This is a genomic window from Amycolatopsis pittospori (assembly GCF_013870525.1).
GTDB lineage: Bacteria > Actinomycetota > Actinomycetes > Mycobacteriales > Pseudonocardiaceae > Amycolatopsis > Amycolatopsis pittospori.
In genome coordinates this window covers 17,233-34,677 of sequence record NZ_JACBXD010000078.1, presented here as the reverse complement: position 1 = coordinate 34,677, position 17,445 = coordinate 17,233, and the positions used below count along the sequence as shown (strand labels likewise).

Annotated in this window: 18 protein-coding genes; 5 read left to right on the top strand and 13 right to left on the bottom strand. The window is 69.4% G+C overall.

Features of this window, described 5'->3' with window-relative positions; translation table 11 throughout:
- The 5 genes from H5J31_RS31515 to H5J31_RS31495 all read right to left on the bottom strand — a co-directional run.
- Positions 1-2,389: non-ribosomal peptide synthetase (locus H5J31_RS31515; protein ID WP_181776307.1), on the bottom strand; the 2,389-nt coding region annotated here is incomplete at its 3' end.
- Positions 2,390-2,634: 245 nt separating this feature from the next.
- A complete protein-coding gene (der, locus tag H5J31_RS31510; RefSeq protein WP_181776306.1) occupies positions 2,635-4,104 on the bottom strand; it encodes a ribosome biogenesis GTPase Der in 1,470 nt (489 codons plus the stop codon).
- 3 nt (positions 4,105-4,107) lie between these two features.
- Positions 4,108-4,782 carry a lysophospholipid acyltransferase family protein gene (locus H5J31_RS31505; protein WP_181776305.1) on the bottom strand — a complete coding sequence of 225 codons (675 nt, stop codon included), beginning with the start codon at positions 4,780-4,782 and terminating at the stop codon, positions 4,108-4,110.
- Positions 4,779-5,483, bottom strand: coding sequence for a (d)CMP kinase (cmk, locus tag H5J31_RS31500; RefSeq protein WP_181776312.1), 705 nt, complete (start codon positions 5,481-5,483; stop codon positions 4,779-4,781). Before cmk ends, H5J31_RS31505 begins: the two co-directional genes overlap by 4 nt.
- Positions 5,484-5,580: 97 nt before the next feature.
- Positions 5,581-6,159 (bottom strand): TetR/AcrR family transcriptional regulator, encoded by a 579-nt coding sequence (locus H5J31_RS31495; protein WP_181776304.1) that lies wholly within the window; start codon positions 6,157-6,159, stop codon positions 5,581-5,583.
- 91 nt (positions 6,160-6,250) lie between these two features.
- Between H5J31_RS31495 and H5J31_RS31490 the strand changes: the two genes are divergently transcribed.
- The 3 genes from H5J31_RS31490 to H5J31_RS31480 are packed head-to-tail and all read left to right on the top strand — an operon-like array spanning position 6,251 to position 8,344.
- Positions 6,251-6,643, top strand: a complete 393-nt coding sequence (locus H5J31_RS31490; protein ID WP_181776303.1) for a DUF4267 domain-containing protein — start codon at positions 6,251-6,253, stop codon at positions 6,641-6,643.
- Between the two features lie 15 nt (positions 6,644-6,658).
- On the top strand, positions 6,659-7,141 hold the full coding sequence (locus tag H5J31_RS31485) for a cation:proton antiporter regulatory subunit (protein ID WP_037348145.1): 483 nt from the start codon (positions 6,659-6,661) through the stop codon (positions 7,139-7,141).
- A 6-nt stretch (positions 7,142-7,147) separates the two neighbouring features.
- Positions 7,148-8,344 (top strand): cation:proton antiporter, encoded by a 1,197-nt coding sequence (locus H5J31_RS31480; protein ID WP_181776302.1) that lies wholly within the window; start codon positions 7,148-7,150, stop codon positions 8,342-8,344.
- Positions 8,345-8,417: 73 nt separating this feature from the next.
- On the opposite strand, the gene H5J31_RS31475 is transcribed toward H5J31_RS31480, so the two are convergent.
- Positions 8,418-9,047 carry a TetR/AcrR family transcriptional regulator gene (locus tag H5J31_RS31475; protein WP_181776301.1) on the bottom strand — a complete coding sequence of 210 codons (630 nt, stop codon included), beginning with the start codon at positions 9,045-9,047 and terminating at the stop codon, positions 8,418-8,420.
- Between the two features lie 68 nt (positions 9,048-9,115).
- Here H5J31_RS31475 and H5J31_RS31470 point away from each other — a divergent pair, with 68 nt between their 5' ends.
- A complete protein-coding gene (locus tag H5J31_RS31470; protein WP_181776300.1) occupies positions 9,116-9,949 on the top strand; it encodes a class I SAM-dependent methyltransferase in 834 nt (277 codons plus the stop codon).
- Between the two features lie 49 nt (positions 9,950-9,998).
- Here H5J31_RS31470 and H5J31_RS31465 read toward each other — a convergent pair whose 3' ends face one another.
- From H5J31_RS31465 to xerD, 7 genes are all read right to left on the bottom strand, one after another.
- A complete protein-coding gene (locus H5J31_RS31465; RefSeq protein WP_181776311.1) occupies positions 9,999-11,867 on the bottom strand; it encodes a Xaa-Pro dipeptidyl-peptidase in 1,869 nt (622 codons plus the stop codon).
- 97 nt (positions 11,868-11,964) lie between these two features.
- Positions 11,965-12,717, bottom strand: a complete 753-nt coding sequence (locus tag H5J31_RS31460; protein WP_037303202.1) for a pseudouridine synthase — start codon at positions 12,715-12,717, stop codon at positions 11,965-11,967.
- Positions 12,707-13,432: an SMC-Scp complex subunit ScpB gene (gene scpB / locus H5J31_RS31455; protein WP_181776299.1), complete on the bottom strand. Its 726-nt coding sequence runs from the start codon at positions 13,430-13,432 to the stop codon at positions 12,707-12,709. Before scpB ends, H5J31_RS31460 begins: the two co-directional genes overlap by 11 nt.
- A complete protein-coding gene (locus H5J31_RS31450; RefSeq protein WP_181776298.1) occupies positions 13,429-14,367 on the bottom strand; it encodes a segregation and condensation protein A in 939 nt (312 codons plus the stop codon). The genes scpB and H5J31_RS31450 overlap by 4 nt, the downstream gene beginning before the upstream one ends.
- Positions 14,367-14,792, bottom strand: coding sequence for a cobyrinic acid a,c-diamide synthase (locus tag H5J31_RS31445; protein WP_181776297.1), 426 nt, complete (start codon positions 14,790-14,792; stop codon positions 14,367-14,369). The genes H5J31_RS31450 and H5J31_RS31445 overlap by 1 nt, the downstream gene beginning before the upstream one ends.
- Positions 14,789-15,805, bottom strand: a complete 1,017-nt coding sequence (locus H5J31_RS31440; RefSeq protein WP_181776296.1) for a ParA family protein — start codon at positions 15,803-15,805, stop codon at positions 14,789-14,791. The genes H5J31_RS31445 and H5J31_RS31440 overlap by 4 nt, the downstream gene beginning before the upstream one ends.
- A gap of 92 nt (positions 15,806-15,897) precedes the next feature.
- Positions 15,898-16,800: a site-specific tyrosine recombinase XerD gene (gene xerD / locus H5J31_RS31435; protein ID WP_181776310.1), complete on the bottom strand. Its 903-nt coding sequence runs from the start codon at positions 16,798-16,800 to the stop codon at positions 15,898-15,900.
- Positions 16,801-16,918: 118 nt separating this feature from the next.
- Here xerD and H5J31_RS31430 point away from each other — a divergent pair, with 118 nt between their 5' ends.
- Positions 16,919-17,392 (top strand): DUF1707 domain-containing protein, encoded by a 474-nt coding sequence (locus H5J31_RS31430; RefSeq protein WP_181776295.1) that lies wholly within the window; start codon positions 16,919-16,921, stop codon positions 17,390-17,392.
- Positions 17,393-17,445 lie beyond the last annotated feature (53 nt).

The following is a 17,445-nucleotide window of genomic DNA, read 5'->3' as shown; positions in this document are numbered from 1 at the left end:
CCTTGCCGATCCGGGCACCCGGGAACAGCGTGCTGCGCGCGCCGATCCGCGCGTCGGCGCCGATCCGGATCTTGCCGATGTGCACGAGGTCGCCGTCCACCCAGTGCCCGGTCAGGTCGACCTCGGGTTCGATGGCGGCACCGCGGCCGAGCTTCAGCATGCCGGTGACCGGCGGCGGTGAGTGCAGGTCGACGTCCTTGGCGATCCGCGCGCCGAGTGCCTTGGCGTACGTCGTCATCCAGGACGCGCCCGCGACGCTGTCCGCGCCGCTGAACTCGGCGAGCTTCTCGGCCGTCCACAGTCGCAAGTGGACGCTGCCGCCCCGCGGGTAGCTGCCGGGGCGGATACCGCGCAGCAGCAGCCGCGCGCCGGTCGCGGAGATCGCGATCCGGCCCGCCGGGCTGAAGAGGGCGACCCACGCAACGGCGATCCACGCCCAGCTCAGCGTCGGCGCCCAGGCGAAACCGGCCAGCGACAGGATGTTCGAGAGCGTCGCGGCGATCGTCGTCCAGCGCAGGCCGACCAGGCCCATCAGCGGGATCATCAGCAGCGACTGGATGATCCCGGCCTTGCGCGGGGTCGGCGCGATGTCGCGGCGTTCGGTCTTCTCGCCGCTCAGCGCGTCCAGCAGCGAGGCGAGCGCGCCGAGCTTGGGGTTGGCGTAGATGTCGTTCACCGACACCTGCGGGTGCCGGGTACGGATCCGCGCGATCAGCTGCGCGGCCGTCAGGCTCCCGCCACCGTTCGTGAAGAAGTCGGCCTTCGGGTTGTCGACCGAGACGCCCAGGATCTCCGCCCAGCCTTCGGCCAGCCAGCTCTCCGTCGGCGACAGCCCGGATTTGGCGGCGTCCACAGTGGACAGCGGCCACGGCAGCGCGTTGCGGTCGACCTTCCCGGAGGTCCGGGTCGGCAGGTCGCCGATCAGCGCGAGCAGCGGGACGAGAGCGGCGGGCAGCTGCTCGCGCAGCCGGGTCGCGGCCTCGTCGTGGTCGAACTTCACCCCCTCGGCGGGCACGACATAGCCGACCAGCACCTGGTTCCCCGCCTTGGTGCGGCGGATCGCGGCGGCGGCGCCCTGAACCCCGGGCAGCGCCTGGAGTGCGGCGTCGACCTCGCCGAGTTCGATCCGGCGCCCGCCGAGTTTGACCTGTTCGTCGAGCCGTCCGAGGAACAGCAGGCCCTCCGCCTCGGCGCGGACCATGTCACCGCTGCGGTAGGCACGGCGCCAGCCCAGCGACGGCAGCGGCGCGAACTTCTCGGCGTCCTTCTCCGGGTCGAGGTACCGGGCCAGGCCGACACCGCCGATGACCAGCTCGCCGGTCTCCCCCATCGCGACCGGTTCGCCCGCCTCGTTGACGACGGCGAGCTGCCAGCCCACCAGCGGCAGGCCGATGCGGACCGGTCCCTCGCCGGTCATCTGCGCGGCGCAGGCGACGACGGTGGCCTCGGTCGGGCCGTAGGTGTTCCAGACTTCGCGGCCTTCGACGGCGACGCGCTCGGCCAGCTCGGGCGGGCACGCTTCGCCGCCGAAGATCAGCAGACGGACGTCTTCGAGCGCGTCGGCGGGCCACAGCGCGGCCAGCGTCGGAACGGTCGAGACGACGGTGATGCCCTGCGCGACGAGCCAAGGCCCGAGGTCGACACCGGTACGCACGAGCGAACGCGGCGCCGGGACCAGGCAGGCGCCGTGCCGCCAGGCGAGCCACATCTCTTCACAGGACGCGTCGAAGGCGACCGACAGCCCCGCGAGCACGCGGTCGCCGGGGCCGATCGGCTCCTCGGTCAGGAACAGCTGCGCCTCGGCGTCGACGAACGCGGCGGCGGAGGCGTGCGAGACGGCGACGCCCTTCGGCTTACCGGTCGAACCGGAGGTGAAGATGATCCAGGCGTCGTCGGCCGGTGCGGGAGAACCCTCGATACCGCCGGGCGAGCCCACGACGGTGATCGCGCCGCCATCGGAGACGACGGCGGCGACGTCGGCCTCACCGAAGACCAGCTCGGCGCGCTCGTCCGGATCGTCCGCGTCGACAGGCACGTAGGCGGCGCCGACGGACAGGACGGCGAGGATGGCGACGTACAGCTCCGCGGTGCCGGAGGAGATCCGGACGCCCACGCGGTCGCCGACGCCGACGCCGTTGGCGGTCAGCTTGCGGCCGTAGGCGTCGATCTCCTCGACGAGCTTGCGGTAGGACAGCGTGGTCTCGCCGTCGTCGATCGCGCCCGCGTTGGGATGGCGGGCGGCGGTCTCGGCGAGGATGTCGATCAGGGTGCGCTCACCGGCGCCGAGACCGGACCAGAACAGGGCTCGGTCGGCGACGGGGGCGGGCGACGGGGCGACGGTGATGTCGGCGACGCAGGCGATCGGCCGGGAATCGGCGGTCAGCGTCATCGGGCGGTCACCACGGGCACGGCAGAAGCGTGGGCGCGCAAGCCCATCACACACCTTTCGCGAAGTGCGTCATTCGGGCTCGCTCTCCGAATGAGGCGCCCGCTAGCAGACCAATCACTTTACCGCAGGTGAACGCCCTATCTCGGCAGGGTCTCGGCAGAGTGTCGAACCTCACCGGGGACACGCCGAAGACCGAGGTCATCGGCGTGTCCAGCCCGTGAACTATTCACCTACATTGTGGGAAATCAGCGAGTCTTCGGTTTTCCTGCCGCTTTTCCGCCGACCTTGGGCCTTTGCTTCTTTTCCCGAACCCGGATATTCACCCGAACGGGGCTGCCTTCGAAACCGAATCGCTCACGGAACTTGCGTTCGATGAATCGCCGGTAGCCCGCCTCGAGGAATCCGGTGGTGAACAGGACCAGCGTCGGCGGCCGGATGCCCGCCTGGGTCGCGAACAGCACCTTCGGCTGCTTACCGCCGCGCACCGGCGGCGGGGTCGCGGCGATGAGGTCGGCGAGCCAGCCGTTCAGCTGGCCGGTGGGAACCCGCTGGTCCCAGGACTTCAGCGCGGTCCGCAGCGCCGGCGCGAGTTTGCGCACGGAACGCCCGGTGAGCGCGGAGATGTTGACCTTGTCCGCCCAGGGCACCCGCACGAGGCCGCGGTCCAGTTCGCGGACCATGGCGTGGCGGCGGTCCTCGTCGACGAGGTCCCACTTGTTGAAGGCGAGGACGCAGGCGCGCCCGGCCTCGACGACCATGGTCAGCACCCGCAGGTCCTGCTCGGAGAGCGGCTCGGCCGCGTCCAGCAGCACGATCGCGACCTCGGCCGCGTCGATCGCGGTCTTGGTCCGCAGCGAGGCGTAGTACTCCGCGCCATTGGCCGAGTTGACGCGCTTGCGCAGGCCCGCGGTGTCGACGAACCGCCAGGTGTCGCCGTCCAGTTCGACCAGCGAGTCGACCGGGTCGACGGTGGTGCCGGCGACCGAGTCCACGACGGACCGCTCTTCGCCGGAGAGCTTGTTCAGCAGGCTCGACTTGCCCACGTTCGGCTTACCGACCAGTGCGACGCGGCGCGGGCCGGTGGTGGCGCGGTCGCCGTCGCGCGGCATCGAAGGCAGCGCCTTGACGATCGCGTCGAGCAGGTCGCCCGAGCTGCGGCCGTGCAACGCGCTGACCGGGTACGGCTCGCCGAGGCCCAGCGACCACAGCGACGCGGTGTCGGCGAGCAGGCGGTCGTCGTCGACCTTGTTGGCGGCGAGCAGCACCGGCTTCTTGGAGCGGCGCAGCACCTTGGAGACGGCTTCGTCGGTCGCCGTCGCGCCGACACTGGCGTCGATGACCAGCAGCACCGCGTCGGCGGTGGCCATCGCCATCTCGGCCTGCGCGGCGACGGAGGCCTGCAGCCCGGTCGCGTCCGGCTCCCAGCCGCCCGTGTCGACCAGGGTGAACCGGCGGCCCGCCCAGAAGGCGTCGTAGGCGACCCGGTCCCGGGTCACGCCGGGGACGTCCTGCACGACCGCCTCGCGGCGGCCGAGGATGCGGTTGACCAGGGTGGACTTGCCCACGTTCGGCCTGCCGACGACGGCGAGGACCGGCTGCGCGAGCTGCGCCTCCTCCTCGGCCTCGCCCGCGGCGATCTGGGCGTCCAGCGCGGTGAATTCGGACTCGTCGGACCAGGAGCCGTCGATCTCGCCGACTCCGTCAAGCTCAGTCATTACTTACTTCACATTCTGTCGCGTGTCTTGGAGCCCATGCTCCAAGCGCCATTCGTCCAGTGCCTTCACGAGGTCCGCGAGCGCGATGCGAAGCCGCTCGGTTCCCTCCTCCAGCCCTGTCCTTCCCTTCCCGATCGCGGGAGTGAAAGGTTCGCCGACCATGATGTCGACGTGTGGCCGCCAGCGCCTCTTGGCACCGGCGGGTTTGTACGTCCCCCGAGTGGCGACCGGAACCACGGTCGCGTTCCCGGCGCGGACCAGGAAGGCCGCGCCGCGCTCGAAGTTTTCGGCGTCACCGAGGCCGCGGGTGCCTTCGGGGAAGATCCCGACCGCACCGCCGTCCTCGAGCACCTTGACCGCCATCATCAGCGGCTTGCGGTCCACCGCGCCCCGTTTCACCGGGATCTGGCCCAGTTTCGGGAAGAACCAGCCGACGAAACCCTTGAAGAGTTCCGCCTTGACCAGGAACGCGGTGCGCCGCGAGAACATTCCGAACAGCAGCGCCGGTTCCGCCATCGAGCTGTGGTTGGCCATGAACACCACCGGCCCGGACGCCGGTACCCGCTCGGCGCCGTGCACCCGGACCCGGAACGCGGGCCGGACGATGAACTTCGAGATCCCCCGCCCGAAGGTGTGGAACGGGTCGCTCGCGCCCTCGGGCAGTCCTTTCGCGCTCACCTGGCGGCCTCGGCGGGGCAGCCTTCGAGGAGACCGCGGTGCAGCGCAAGTTCCGCCAGGGCGACGATCACCTGGTCGATGTTGAGCGCCGAGGTGTCGACCTCGACGGCGTCTTCGGCCGCGCGCAGCGGCGACGTCGCGCGGGTGGAGTCGAGACGGTCACGCCGTTCCACCGCTTCCCGCGCACCATCCACAGTGGACTCGCGACCGGCGGCGGAGTCCTGGGCGCTGCGGCGCGCGGCGCGGACCTCGGCCGAAGCGGTGAGGAAGACCTTGAGCTGGGCGTCCGGCGTGACGACGGTGCCGATGTCGCGGCCCTCGACGACGATGCCGCCGACCCGGCCGAGCACCTCGGCGATGATCTCCCGCTGCCGCGCGACCAGCAGTTCGCGGACCGCGGGGACGGCCGAAACCGGCGACACCGCGGTCGTGACGTCCGCGCCGCGGATCTCGGCGGCGACGTCCTCGCCGGCGAGGGTCACGCTCGCTTCGCCGGGGCTGGTGCCGATGCCGAGTTCGGCCTTGCGGGCGACGTCGGTCACGGCGGGCGCGTCGGCCAGGTCGACCCCGGCGCGCAGGACGGCGAGGGTGACCATGCGGTACATCGCACCGGTGTCGAGATAGCCGGCGCCGAGTTTCGTCGCGAGCTTCCGCGAGACCGTGGACTTCCCGGTACCGGACGGGCCGTCCATCGCGACCACACCACGCAGGGCTCCCGCCACCGAAACTCTCCTCGCCTCTTCGTTTTCGTCGCTCACCTGATCGAGGACCATTCTGCCTGGTGGCGAACGACGCTCCTCAGCCGCCCACGGCGAACCGGTCGACGAGCATGCCGATCCGTTCCGCCCGCGCGGCCGCCGGCAGCCGCTTGCTGCGTTCGAGGGTGACCAGGCCGTGCAGGGCCGCCCAGAAGGTTTCGGTGTAGAGGGCCGGATCGTGCTCACCGGCCACGGGGCCCGCGCCTTCGAGCAAGGCGTCGAACGCGTCCCGTAGCGGGGCGGGGCTGTCCGGACTGGCGAAGGTCAGCTCGCTGGCGAGGGTGAAGATCGCGTCGTAGAGCGCGGGTTCGCGGTCCGCGAAGTCGAAGTAGTTCTCGGCCAGCCGCAGCAAGGCGCCACGCGAGTCCTCCGTCGCTCCGGCACCCCTTCGCAGGTCAGCGGCCATTTCGGTGCAGCCCTCCAGCGCGGCGGCGGCCATGATCGCCCCCTTGCCGGAGAAGTGGCTGTAGAGCACCGGCTGGCTGTATTCGATCTTCGCCGCCAGCCGCCGGGTGGTGACCGCGTCCCAGCCCTCTTCTTCGGCGATCTCGCGGGCGGTGGTGACGATCAGTTGCTCACGTTGCGAGCGGTCGCGCTCGCGTCGGGGGGATGTGGCCATGCGCACATGCTAGCACCGCTAGACAAGCTAGCAGTGCTAGCGCTAGCGTCTGCAGCGTTCCTAGCGCTGCTAGCTTTTGGAGTCGGAGACCATGACCCGCATCAAGATCGCCTACGCCCTGTCCATCGCCCTCGCGCTCTTCGTCCTGTACTTCGGTAGCGGTTACGTGTTCTTCCCGGAGACCCAGACGGGCGGCTTCGGCCTCCCGGTCATGCCGCTGAAGGGTGATCCGATCCTCGCGGTCAAGGGCGTCCGCGACATCGGGACGGCTCTCGTGGTACTCGCCCTGATCCTGTTCCGGAACGTCCGCGCACTGGGCTGGGCACTCCTCGCGCTGGCCTTCATCCCGTTCGGCGACATGCTGATCGTGTTGACCCACAACGGCTCCGTGGGCGCCGCGCTCGGCATCCACGGCGCGACGTCCGCCTTGATGATCGTGATCTCGGCGCTGTTCCTGATCCGGCCGAAGCGAAACGGACAGTGAGTTACTGTTGACGTCGTGAACGTCGAAGTGACCCCGCTCCCCGGAATAGGCGTCCGCAAGGACTTCGCCACCCGCAACGGACGCCGCGTCGGCGTCGTGACCCATCGCGACGGGCACGTCGAGCTGATCGTGTCCAAAACGGACGATCCGGATGCCTGTCTGGCCTCACTTCCGCTCACCACCGACGAGGCGGGCGCGCTCGCGAACCTCCTGGGCGCGCCCCAGCTCGTCGCCCAGCTCACCGAAGAGCACCGGGACCTGCCGGGGATCAACACCAAGCAGCTTCCGATCAAGTCGTCGTCGCCCTTCGACGGCCGGACGCTGGGCGACACCGCCATGCGGACGCGCACGAGCGTCTCGGTGGTCGCGGTGATGCGGGCCGGTCAGGTCCACCCCTCCCCCAACCCGGACTTCAACCTCACCGCGGGCGACGTGCTCGTCGCGGTCGGGACGTCCGAAGGTCTCGAGGCCGCCGTCAAGATCTTGAAGTACGGCTGATCGCGGATGGATCACACCGCACTGTCCTTGATCGAACTGGGGGCGGTCTTCTTCGGGCTGGGTGTACTCGGGCGCCTCGCCGGGAAGATCGGGATGTCCCCCATCCCGCTGTACCTGATCGGCGGCCTGTGTTTCGGGCAGGGCGGGCTCATCCCGCTCGGCGACATCGGCGACTTCACCCACCTCGCCAGCGAGATCGGCGTCGTCCTCCTTCTTCTGCTGCTGGGCTTGGAATACTCGGCCGCCGAACTGTTCACCGGGCTGAAACGCTCGTGGATGGCGGGGCTCGTCGACATCGTGCTCAACGCCGCGCCGGGTGCGATCGTCGCGCTCATCCTCGGCTGGGGACCGATCGGCGCGATCGTGATGGCGGGCGTCACCTACATCTCGTCGTCCGGGATCATCGCGAAGGTGCTCGGCGACCTCGGCCGCCTGGGTAACCGGGAGACGCCGGTGGTGCTGTCGATCCTGGTGTTCGAAGACCTCGTGATGGCGCTGTACCTGCCGATCCTCACCGCGGTGCTCGGCGGCGTGAGCTTCCTCGGCGGTCTGAAGGCCGTGGGGATCTCGCTGATGGTGATCACGGTCGTGCTGGTGATCGCGCTCAAATTCGGCCGGTACGTCTCCGCGGCCGTGGACAGCCCGGACCGCGAGGTGTTCCTCCTCAAGGTCCTCGGCGCCGCGCTGCTGGTCGCGGGCGTCGCGTCGGCGATGCAGGTGTCGGCCGCGGTCGGCGCCTTCCTGCTCGGCATCGCGATCTCCGGTTCGACCGCGGAGAACGCGACGCATATGCTCGAACCGCTGCGAGACCTCTTCGCGGCCGTGTTCTTCGTCGTGTTCGGCCTCAACACGAACCCCGCGTCGATCCCGCCGGTACTCGGCTGGGCGGTCGTGCTGGCGGTGGCGACCACACTCACCAAGGTGGGCACCGGCTGGTGGGCCGCACGCAGGCAGGGCATCGGGAAGATGGGCCGGGCCCGCGCCGGGGCCGCGTTGGTCGCCCGAGGCGAGTTCTCGATCGTCATCGCCGGCCTGGCGGTGGCGGCGGGAGCCGTGACCGGCGAACTCGCCGCGCTCGCGACGGCCTACGTGCTGCTGATGGCGATCCTCGGCCCGACGGCCGCGCGGATCGTCGAGCCGGTGGCCCGCGCCCTGCAGCGGAAGCCGTTCGGTTCGAAGAGCCCCGCCTCGCAGACCGGCTGATCCCCTCAAGCGATGCTATGAACGGCCCGTTACTTGCAAATTTTGCAAGTAACGGGCCGTTCATAGCACTGGGTCAGCCGTGTTCGAGCAACTGCGCGGCCAAGAGTTCCTCCGCCCAGACCTCCCATACCTCGGGAGCCCAGGCGCGGTCACGAGTGAGGATGAGGAACAGCTCCGGGCTCAGCAGGGCGTAAAGGATGTCCGCGGCCCGGTCTGCGGAGAGAACGGCGTTGGCGCCTGGTTTCTCCAGTAGCGCCTTCGCGGCCGCGGCGTGCACCGTGTGCCGCGGGTCCTCGCGGTCCGGCCACAGTTCGCGCAGCTCGGGATTGGCCGCGGTGGCGGTGCGGACCATGTCGGTGACGGCGGCGACCCGTTCCAGCACGGCCCGGCTCCCGGCGACGAGTGCGGCGAGAGCACTCCGCGCGTCCGGCGCGTCCGTCACCGCCGTGAACCAGGGCCGCTCCATCGTCGCCACCGGGCTGTCGTCGCCGGCGATCGCGACGTCGACCAGTTCCTTCAGCAACGTCGACTTGGTGCGGAAGGTGAAGTAGATGGTCTGGACGGCCACCCCCGCCCGGTCGGCGACCTGCTGAAGCGTGGTCGCCCCGTAGCCGTCGGCGAGAAAGAGTTCCTGGGCGGCCGCGATGATCCGCCGCCGCGTTTCCGCCGCCCGGTCGGCCCGGGCGCCCTTGACACCACTCATGACTGGAGTCTATCTCTAGAGTCAACCACTAGAGTTCAACTCTAGTAAAGATCACGATGGGGTGCGAGATGACGGCGATCGCCAATCAGCAGCAGGCCGAAGCGTGGAATGGCTGGGAGGGCAGGCTCTGGGCGGATCACCCGGAGCGCTACAACGGGATGATGGCGGCCTTCGACGCGCCGCTTTTCGCCGCCGCGGACATCGAAGACGGCCATACCGTCCTGGATGTGGGCTGCGGCGCCGGGCTCACCACCCGGCTCGCCGCGAGGAAGGCCGGAAGCGGGCACGCGCTGGGCATCGACATTTCGGCACCGCTGGTGGAGCGCGCCCGCCGGGACGCGGCGGCCGAAAACATCACCAACATCAGGTTCGAACAGGGAGACGCGCAGGTACACCCGTTCGCGGGGCCCGGCTTCGACGTCGTCCTCAGCCGCGGCGGCGTGATGTTCTTCGCCGACCTGGTGGCGGCGTTCGGGCATCTGCGTGGGGCGCTGGCCCCGGACGGCCGACTCACCTTCCTGGGCCCGCGGTCAGGCGGCGCCGACAGCGCCTACGCCCGGGCCACCGCGGCGCTCACGCCCTACCTCCGTGAGCCATCGCCCGCCGCACTCGGGATGGGTTCCCTGCTGGCTCCCGGACGGATCACCGAAGTGCTCACGGCCGCGGGTTTCCACGACATCGAGATCACTCCGGTGGACGCGGACATGGGGTTCGGCGCGGACATTCCCGCCGCGACCGACTTCGTCTTCTCGATGGCGCCGATCCAGCACAACCTGCGGAACGTGGACGCGGACTCGATCGCCGGGCTCCGCGACCGGGTACAGGACGCGCTCGGCGAATTCGAGACACCGCAAGGGGTCCGGATTCCCGGTGGAGTTTGGATCGTGACCGCCGGATGCTGAGGAGCGCCCCGGCGCCGAACCGCACAGGTCTCGGCGCCGGAGCACTGGGTCAGCCGCGTTCGAGCCCCGAAACGGTGGCGGGGGCGACCCCCGCCGGAGCCGTCGGAAGCGGAGCCGGGACGGCCGACGGACCCGAGCCCGCGACCGGCAGCGCCAGCGACGTGTTGCCCAGGTCCACCGTGATCTTCGGGTACTGCGCCGGCCCGCCGATGAACGAGCCGTCCGTTCCGCCGATGATCAGCGCGAGCTGATGTCCCTGCGGGACGACGTGATCCGTACTCGCCAGCCGGAACGTCATCGTGTACGGCCGGCCCGGAGTCAGCGGCGATTCCTGGGTCAGGGACCGGTAGTTGGCCAGATCCGCCCAGCCGCGGCTGATGATGTTCAGCCCGACCGAGACCGAGTCGGCGCTCGTGTTCAGGTAGCAGGCGTCGTTGCCGGAAGCGCTCGATCCCCAGCACGACTGCGTCATCTCGTTCTTGATGCCTTCCTTGGGCCCGGTGTAGTTCCGGATCGTCGCCGGGCCGTAGTCCACCAGGATCGCCGAGAGCCGCGCGGTGGACGTCGACGGCGTCGCGGTCACGGTCACCTTCGCCGTCCCGGACACGTGAAGGTCCTTCGCGAGAGCGCCGGTGCTGAACAGCACGCGTCCGCTGGAGGTCTCGGTCGGCCGCGCCGCCCAGCCGTTCGACGTCTGGCCGGAGGAGTCGGTGAACGACGCCGTGCCCGTACCCGCGGTCGCGCCCAGCGTGCCGACGCCCGGAGTGGTGCCGGCCGCGGGGCGCAGGGTGACGGCACTGCCCGCCGGCCACGCGACCTGGTCCACCCAGACGTCGGGAGCACGTTCCACACTCGCGCCCGGGGTCTTCTCGATGCCGTTGTCGACGCCGAGCAGGTAGTGGTCGAACCACTTGTGCAGGGTGTCGACCCACGCCGAGCGCCGGTAGTCGAACGGGTCGACGTGACCGGCCTGCGTCAGCCACACCTTGCGTTCGACGTTCAGCGCTTCCCACCACTGCCCGAAGTTGATCGTCTTGACGTTGAGGTCGCCGAGACCGTGCGAAGCGAGCACGCTGGCCTTCACCTTCGAAGCACTCTGCACGTGGTCCCGGTCGAGCCAGAACGCGTTGTAGTCGCCGTTCGAGGTCGCGCCCTCGGTGAGTTTCCGGTTCGCCGCGCTGCAGTTCTGGCCGCCGTTGCGCTGGGAGACGGTCTGCGCCAGCCCGGCCGGGCTGCCCTGGCGCAGGCTCGCGCCGTCGGAGCGGTAGTAGTCGTACCAGGAACTGATCGCGCCGATCGGCACGATGGTCTTGAGCCCGTCGACACCGGTCGCGGCGACGCCGTTGGCGATCGTGCCGTCGTAGGACTTCCCGATCATGCCGACGGCGCCGGTCGACCACGTCGCGTTCGTCCTGGCGGATCCGGTCGCCGTCGTGTAGCCGTTGGCCCGGCCGTTCAGCCAGTCGACGACCTTGCGTGCCGAATTGACGTCCGACGGCCCGCCGACGTCGGTGCAGCCGCGGGACTTGTTGGTACCGGCCAGGTCCACCAGGACAACGGCGTACCCGCGGGGCACGAAGAAGTTGTCGTAGAAGAGCGGGAACCCGACCGGCCTGCCCGCCGAGTCGTAGGTCTTGAGCTCGCTCTCGTTGCCGCGGCCGCAGCACGAGTAGTACGGGCTCGCGTCCATGATGACCGGGACCTTCTTGCCCTGCGCCGCCGGTTCCTTCGGCCGGATGATGTCGGCGGCGACCCGGTCGGAGCGGCCGTCGCCGTCCCCGTCGAGGCCGATGTCGACCCAGGCCGTCTCGCGGACGGCCTGGGCGAAGTCGTACACCGGTTCGCTGCCCCGCGGTTTCGCCGCGGCCTGTGGCGCCACGACCACGGCCGCGACGACCGCCAGAATCCCTGCCAGCACAACAGTTTTCACGGTCGAGCCCTTCCCCGTCGGCTGAAAGCCCGTCAAGAAGAGCTAAACGCGATGATCACCCGGGCAGTAGGGCGGAAAGTCTTGGTTACAGATCGACGGCGCGGTAGAGCGAACCGACCTCGCCCCGGTTCAGCCGCCGGATCGAACCCGACCGCTGCGCGCCGAGCTGGACGTCGCCGAGCGCGGTCCGGACCAGTTTGCGCACCGGATGCCCGGTGGCGGCCATCAGACGGCGCACGATGTGCTTGCGACCCTCGTGGATGACCAGCTCGATCTGCGTGCGGCCCGCGAGCATGTCCTTGACCCGGAACTGGTCGACCTTGACGATGCCGTCCGGAAGCTCGAACCCGGCTCGCAGTTCCTTGCCCAGACCACGCGGGACGATGCCCTCGACCTCGGCGAAGTAGGTCTTCAGCACCTGGAACGACGGGTGCATCAGCCGGTGGCCGAGGTCGCCGTCGTTGGTGAGGAGCAGGAGGCCTTCGGTGTTCTCGTCGAGCCTGCCGACGTGCACGATGCCGGGTGTCTCCTCGTACCGGCCACGCAGGTAGTCGCCGACGCACGGGCGGCCGCGGTCGTCGCTCATCGTGCTGTGCACGCCCTTGGGCTTGTTCAGCACGAGGTAGACGAGGTCCTCGCGGACCTGGACGCGGGTGCCGTCGACGTGGATCACGGAGTTGTCCGGATCGACACGGCGGCCGAGTTCGGTGACCACCTTGCCGTCCACGCTCACGCGACCGCGCACGATCAGGTCCTCGGCGGCGCGCCGGGAGGCGACGCCGGCCTGCGAAAGGACCTTCTGCAGCCGAATGCCGTCGGGATGCGGGTCAGATGTCATCGATGGTGTCCACTTCGGGTAGCAAAGGAGCGATCGGGGGAAGGTCGGCCAGGGACGACAGTCCCAGTCGCTCCAGGAACAGCTCGGTCGTCACGTACAGCGTGCCAGTGGTTTCGGGGTCGGCCCCGTGTTCTTCGATCAGGCCGCGGGCAAGCAGCGTCCTGATCACCCCGTCCACGTTCACACCTCGGACGGCGGCGACCCTGGCCCTGGTCACCGGCTGCCGGTAGGCGATCACGGCGAGGCTCTCCAGTGCGGCTCGCGTCAGCTTGGAACGCTGGCCGTCGAGCAGAAGCTTCTCCACGAACGGGGCATAGACGTCCCTAGTGTAGAACCGCCACCCTTCGCCGACTCGGCGCAGGTCGATTCCGCTCGCCCGGTCGGTGAACTTCTGCGCCATCGTGCGCAGCGCGACGGTCACCCGCGACTCGGGCTGGCCGACGGTGTCGGCGAGCGACTCCTCGTTGATCGGCGAGTCCACGACCAGCAGTAACGCCTCGAGGGCGGCTTCGAGTGCCTCGTCGGAGGTGACGTCGGGGTAGTCCCCGTCGCCGGCCGCCACGAGCCCTTCGTCGGCGGGCGGCTCCGCCCCTGTGTCTGACTCAGCCTCTGGCTCTGCCTCGGATGCGGCCTCGGGAGCCTCCGCGCTGTCGGTCTCTTCGGGAACCGAGGTCTCTTCGGGTGCTTCGGTCTTCTCGGTCTCTTCGGGGCTCACCCGTACTCCTCGTCCTCGACGACGGCCAGATCGTGTTCGGCCGCCACCGACGCCTCCGCGACGGACCCGCCGGTCCAGCGCACGTGCAGTTCGGCGAGCGCCTCCAGCTGCTCGAACTGGACCGTCGCTTCGCGGTACAGCTCCAGCAGCGCGAGGAACCGCGCCACGATCTCGACGGTGTGCTCGCAGTCCTCGACGAGCTCGCTGAAGGTCGCCTCGCCCCGTTCCGCGAGTTTGAGCCTCAGCTGCGCGGCGTGCTCGCGTACCGAAACGCGACCCATGTGGATATGCGCGATCGACACCGTCGGCGGCGGCTTCGGTTTGAAGACCGAGACCGCGATCTCGGCGAACTTCGCCACGTCGACGCCGAGCATCACCTCGGGCAGCAGACCCATGAACCGGTCTTCGAGCGCGACCGACCGCGGGTACCTCCGCAGCGCGCCCGCCTCCAGCTCACCGAACAGCGCCGCGACCTGCTTGTACGCCCGGTACTGCAGCACGCGCGCGAACAGCAGGTCCCGTGCTTCGAGCAGGGCGAGGTCGTCTTCGCTCTCCACCTCGGCGGCGGGCAGGAGCCGCGCGGCCTTGAGGTCGAGCAGGGTGGCCGCGATGACCAGGAACTCGGTCGTCTCGTCGAGATTCCATTCGGTGCCGAGCGCCCGGGTGTAGGCGATGAAATCGTCGGTGACCTGGTGCAGCGCGACTTCGGTGACGTCGAGCTGGTGCTGCGAGATCAGCTGGAGCAGCAGATCGAAAGGGCCCTGGAAGTTCGCCAGGTTCACCTTGAACTTCGACGTGCTCAGCTCTTCGCTGGCCAGTCCTTCGGGAACCATCCCGCCGTGCACGGTCTCGTGCACGGCGGGGGTTTCCTCTTCTGCCGCTGTCCGCTCGACCGGCTCCGGGCCACGCTCAGCAGCCTCGGCCGGGTCGTCCATCAGTTCTCGGTCTCTTTCCCGTCCTCGGTGCCCGCCCGCAAGCGCTGGACGAGTACCGACTGCTCGCCGTTCGAGTCGAAATCGGCCAGCAGGACGGCCACCGCCTCGCGGACCAGCCTGCCGCGGTCGAGCACGAGCCCGTGCTTCGCCCGCAGGTTCAGCCTGGCCTGCTCCATCGCCAGCAGTTCGTCGCCGGAGACGTAGACGGTGATCTTCGCGTCGTGCTTGGTCCGCCCGGAACCACTGCGCGCCGCACGGGTCAGCTGATCCTTGTGCGCCTGGCCCGCGCCGTTCTCCGCGTCGTGCCCGTCGCCGTTCCCCGTGGAGGGGGCGGGCTGCTCGGGCGCGGGCGGGAGATCGAGGGCGGGGCTGGAGGTGATCCTGAAAAGTTCGGACGCTCCGGGCAGGGAAGCTCGCCTGCTCACCGAGCGATCACCTCACGGGCCAGCGCGCGATAGGCCGCCGCGCCGGCTGATTTGGGGGCCCACGTCGTGATCGGTTCGCCCGCGACGGTCGTCTCGGGGAACCGCACGGTGCGGTTGATCACCGTGTCGAACACGATGTCGCCGAATGCCTCCACCACTCTCGCCATGACCTCCTTCGAGTGCAGGGTTCTCGGGTCGTACATGGTGGCGAGAATCCCCGTGATGTCCAGTTTGGGGTTGAGGCGTTCCTGCACCTTCTCGATGGTGTCGATCAGGAGCGCTACGCCTCGCAGACTGAAGAACTCGCACTCCAGAGGGATGATCACACCGTCCGCGGCGGTCAGTGCGTTCACCGTCAGCAGGCCTAGCGAGGGCTGGCAGTCGACAAGAACATAGTCGTAGTCGTTCATGACCGGACGAAGGACCCGTAACAACGTGTGTTCGCGCCCTACCTCTGCGACCAACTGGACCTCGGCCGCGGACAGGTCGATGTTGCTCGGCAGCAGGTCGACGCCGTCCACCCGGGTCTTCCGGATGGTGTCGGTGATGCTGACCGAGCGCTCCATGATGACGTTGTAGACCGTCTGGTCCAGCTCGTGCGGCTGGATGCCGAGGCCCACCGAAAGCGCGCCCTGGGGATCGAAGTCGACCAGCAGCACCCGGCGGCCGCATTCGGCGAGCGCCGCACCGAGGTTGATGGTCGACGTGGTCTTGCCGACGCCGCCCTTCTGGTTGCACATGGCCATCACCAGTGCGGGACCGTGGCGTTCCAGCGGCGGCGGTTCGGGGATCTCGCGATACGGCCGGCCGGTCGGGCCGATGCCGTCGTTGTCGCGTTCCTGCTGCTTGGTTTCTTTGGCGCGCTTGGCCTTGCGGCCGCGTGAAGAGATCGTGTCCTCCGACGGTTCGTCGCCGTCGTGTTCGGCGGGGGTTGCGATGGTCACCTGACTGAGGCTCGCCGCGGCCGAACCGGCGGACGCGGACGGCTTCGCCGGCTCGTTCGGTGTCGACATAACGCGAAAGCTCCTCTTCGGCAGGATCCTCGGCAGCCTATGCGCGATTCGCGAGTCGAGCCAAAGAGGCACGCCGGAATCGAGGGGGTCGTTTAACCGAGGGCACGCGGATGTGCTGTCGCGTAAACCTCGCGGAGGGTATTGACCGTGACCAGCGTGTACACCTGAGTAGTGGTCACCGAAGCGTGGCCGAGCAGTTCCTGCACGACGCGGACGTCGGCGCCACCTTCGAGTAGATGCGTCGCGAAGGAATGGCGCAACGTATGCGGGGAGACGCCCGCCGTGATGCCCGCGGATTCCGCCGTGTCCTTGAGAACCTGCCACGCGCTCTGCCGGGAAAGCCTGGAGCCGCGGGCGTTCAGGAACATCGCCGGCGTCCCCCGGCCGTGGAGGGCGAGTACCGGGCGGGCGCGGACGAGGTAGGCGTGGACGGCTTCCAGGGCCGGACGGCCGATCGGCACGATCCGCTGTTTGCCGCCCTTCCCGTCGAGCAGCACGGTCCGTTCGGCGTCGTCGATGTCGTCGACGTCCAGCCCGACGGCCTCCGAGATCCGCGCGCCGGTCGAATAGAGCAGTTCCAGCAGGGCCCGGTCCCGCAGCGGCCGCTCCCCTTCCGGCGGCGGGGTTTCCAGCAGTTTCAGCACGTCGTGCACCGGGAGCGCCTTGGGCAGCCGCTTGGCCGCGGCGGGCGGCCGGACTTCGCGGGCCGGGTCGTTCTCGGTGATGCCGTCCGCGTGCGCGAACTTGTGCAGGCCCCGCACCGCGACGAGCGCGCGGGCCGCCGAGGACGCGGCGAGCGGACGATGCTCTTCGTCGCCTTCCCGCAGTGCCGCGCCGAACGAGGTGACATGCGCCGGGGTGACGTCGGTGAACCGCTCGACGTCGGCGCCGCCGAGGTACGCGGTGTATCGGCGCAGATCGCGCGAGTAACTGTCGAGGGTGTTGCGGGCGGTTCCGCGCTCGACCACCAGATGGTCGAGGTAAGCGGCGACCACCTGGGCGACTCCGGCACCGCCAGCCTGTGACACACGGACACTCTAGGACCACCGGCACCCGTTCGGGGGTTCGCCGCGCTAGCCGCGTCGCGGGTGTGAAACGGGATACCTTGGGACCATGTCTTCGGAGGAGATGCGCGTCGGCACCGCCGAGCGCGAAGAAGCCGCGCGACTGCTCGCAGACCACTACAGCCAGGGGCGGATCACGCCGGACGAATACGAAGGGCGCGTCCTCGCCGCATATGAGGCCGTGACGCTCGGCGAACTCCGGCCGCTCTTCCAGGATCTGCCCGCCCCACATCCGGCGTACCTGGCGCCGCGATCGGACCCCTCGCAGTTCGTGCCCGTCTACCAGCAACCGGCGGCGGTCATGCCGTACTCGCCGAAGTCGAAGGTCGCCGCCGGGGTGCTGCAGATCGTGCTGCCGTTCGGGATCGGGCGGTTCTACACCGGGCATATCGGGATCGCGCTCGCACAGCTCGCGGTCGTGGTGTTCAGCTGCGGCATCGGCGTGGTGTGGCCGATCGTCGACGGGATCGTGCTGCTCGCGAACGGCGGCACCGATTCGCAGGGCCACCGCCTCCGCGACTGAACGCTCTCTTGAAGGACCCCTTCGGGGCGCCGTCTGCCGTCTGCCGTCTGCCG

Coding starts and splice junctions, on each gene's coding strand:
- der (WP_181776306.1), bottom strand. CDS start 4,104: ATGACTGAGCTTGACGGAGTCGGCGAGATCGACGGCTCCTGGTCCGAC.
- H5J31_RS31495 (WP_181776304.1), bottom strand. CDS start 6,159: ATGGCCACATCCCCCCGACGCGAGCGCGACCGCTCGCAACGTGAGCAA.
- H5J31_RS31490 (WP_181776303.1), top strand. CDS start 6,251: ATGACCCGCATCAAGATCGCCTACGCCCTGTCCATCGCCCTCGCGCTC.
- H5J31_RS31480 (WP_181776302.1), top strand. CDS start 7,148: ATGGATCACACCGCACTGTCCTTGATCGAACTGGGGGCGGTCTTCTTC.
- H5J31_RS31475 (WP_181776301.1), bottom strand. CDS start 9,047: ATGAGTGGTGTCAAGGGCGCCCGGGCCGACCGGGCGGCGGAAACGCGG.
- H5J31_RS31470 (WP_181776300.1), top strand. CDS start 9,116: ATGACGGCGATCGCCAATCAGCAGCAGGCCGAAGCGTGGAATGGCTGG.
- H5J31_RS31460 (WP_037303202.1), bottom strand. CDS start 12,717: ATGACATCTGACCCGCATCCCGACGGCATTCGGCTGCAGAAGGTCCTT.
- H5J31_RS31450 (WP_181776298.1), bottom strand. CDS start 14,367: ATGGACGACCCGGCCGAGGCTGCTGAGCGTGGCCCGGAGCCGGTCGAG.
- H5J31_RS31440 (WP_181776296.1), bottom strand. CDS start 15,805: ATGTCGACACCGAACGAGCCGGCGAAGCCGTCCGCGTCCGCCGGTTCG.
- H5J31_RS31430 (WP_181776295.1), top strand. CDS start 16,919: ATGTCTTCGGAGGAGATGCGCGTCGGCACCGCCGAGCGCGAAGAAGCC.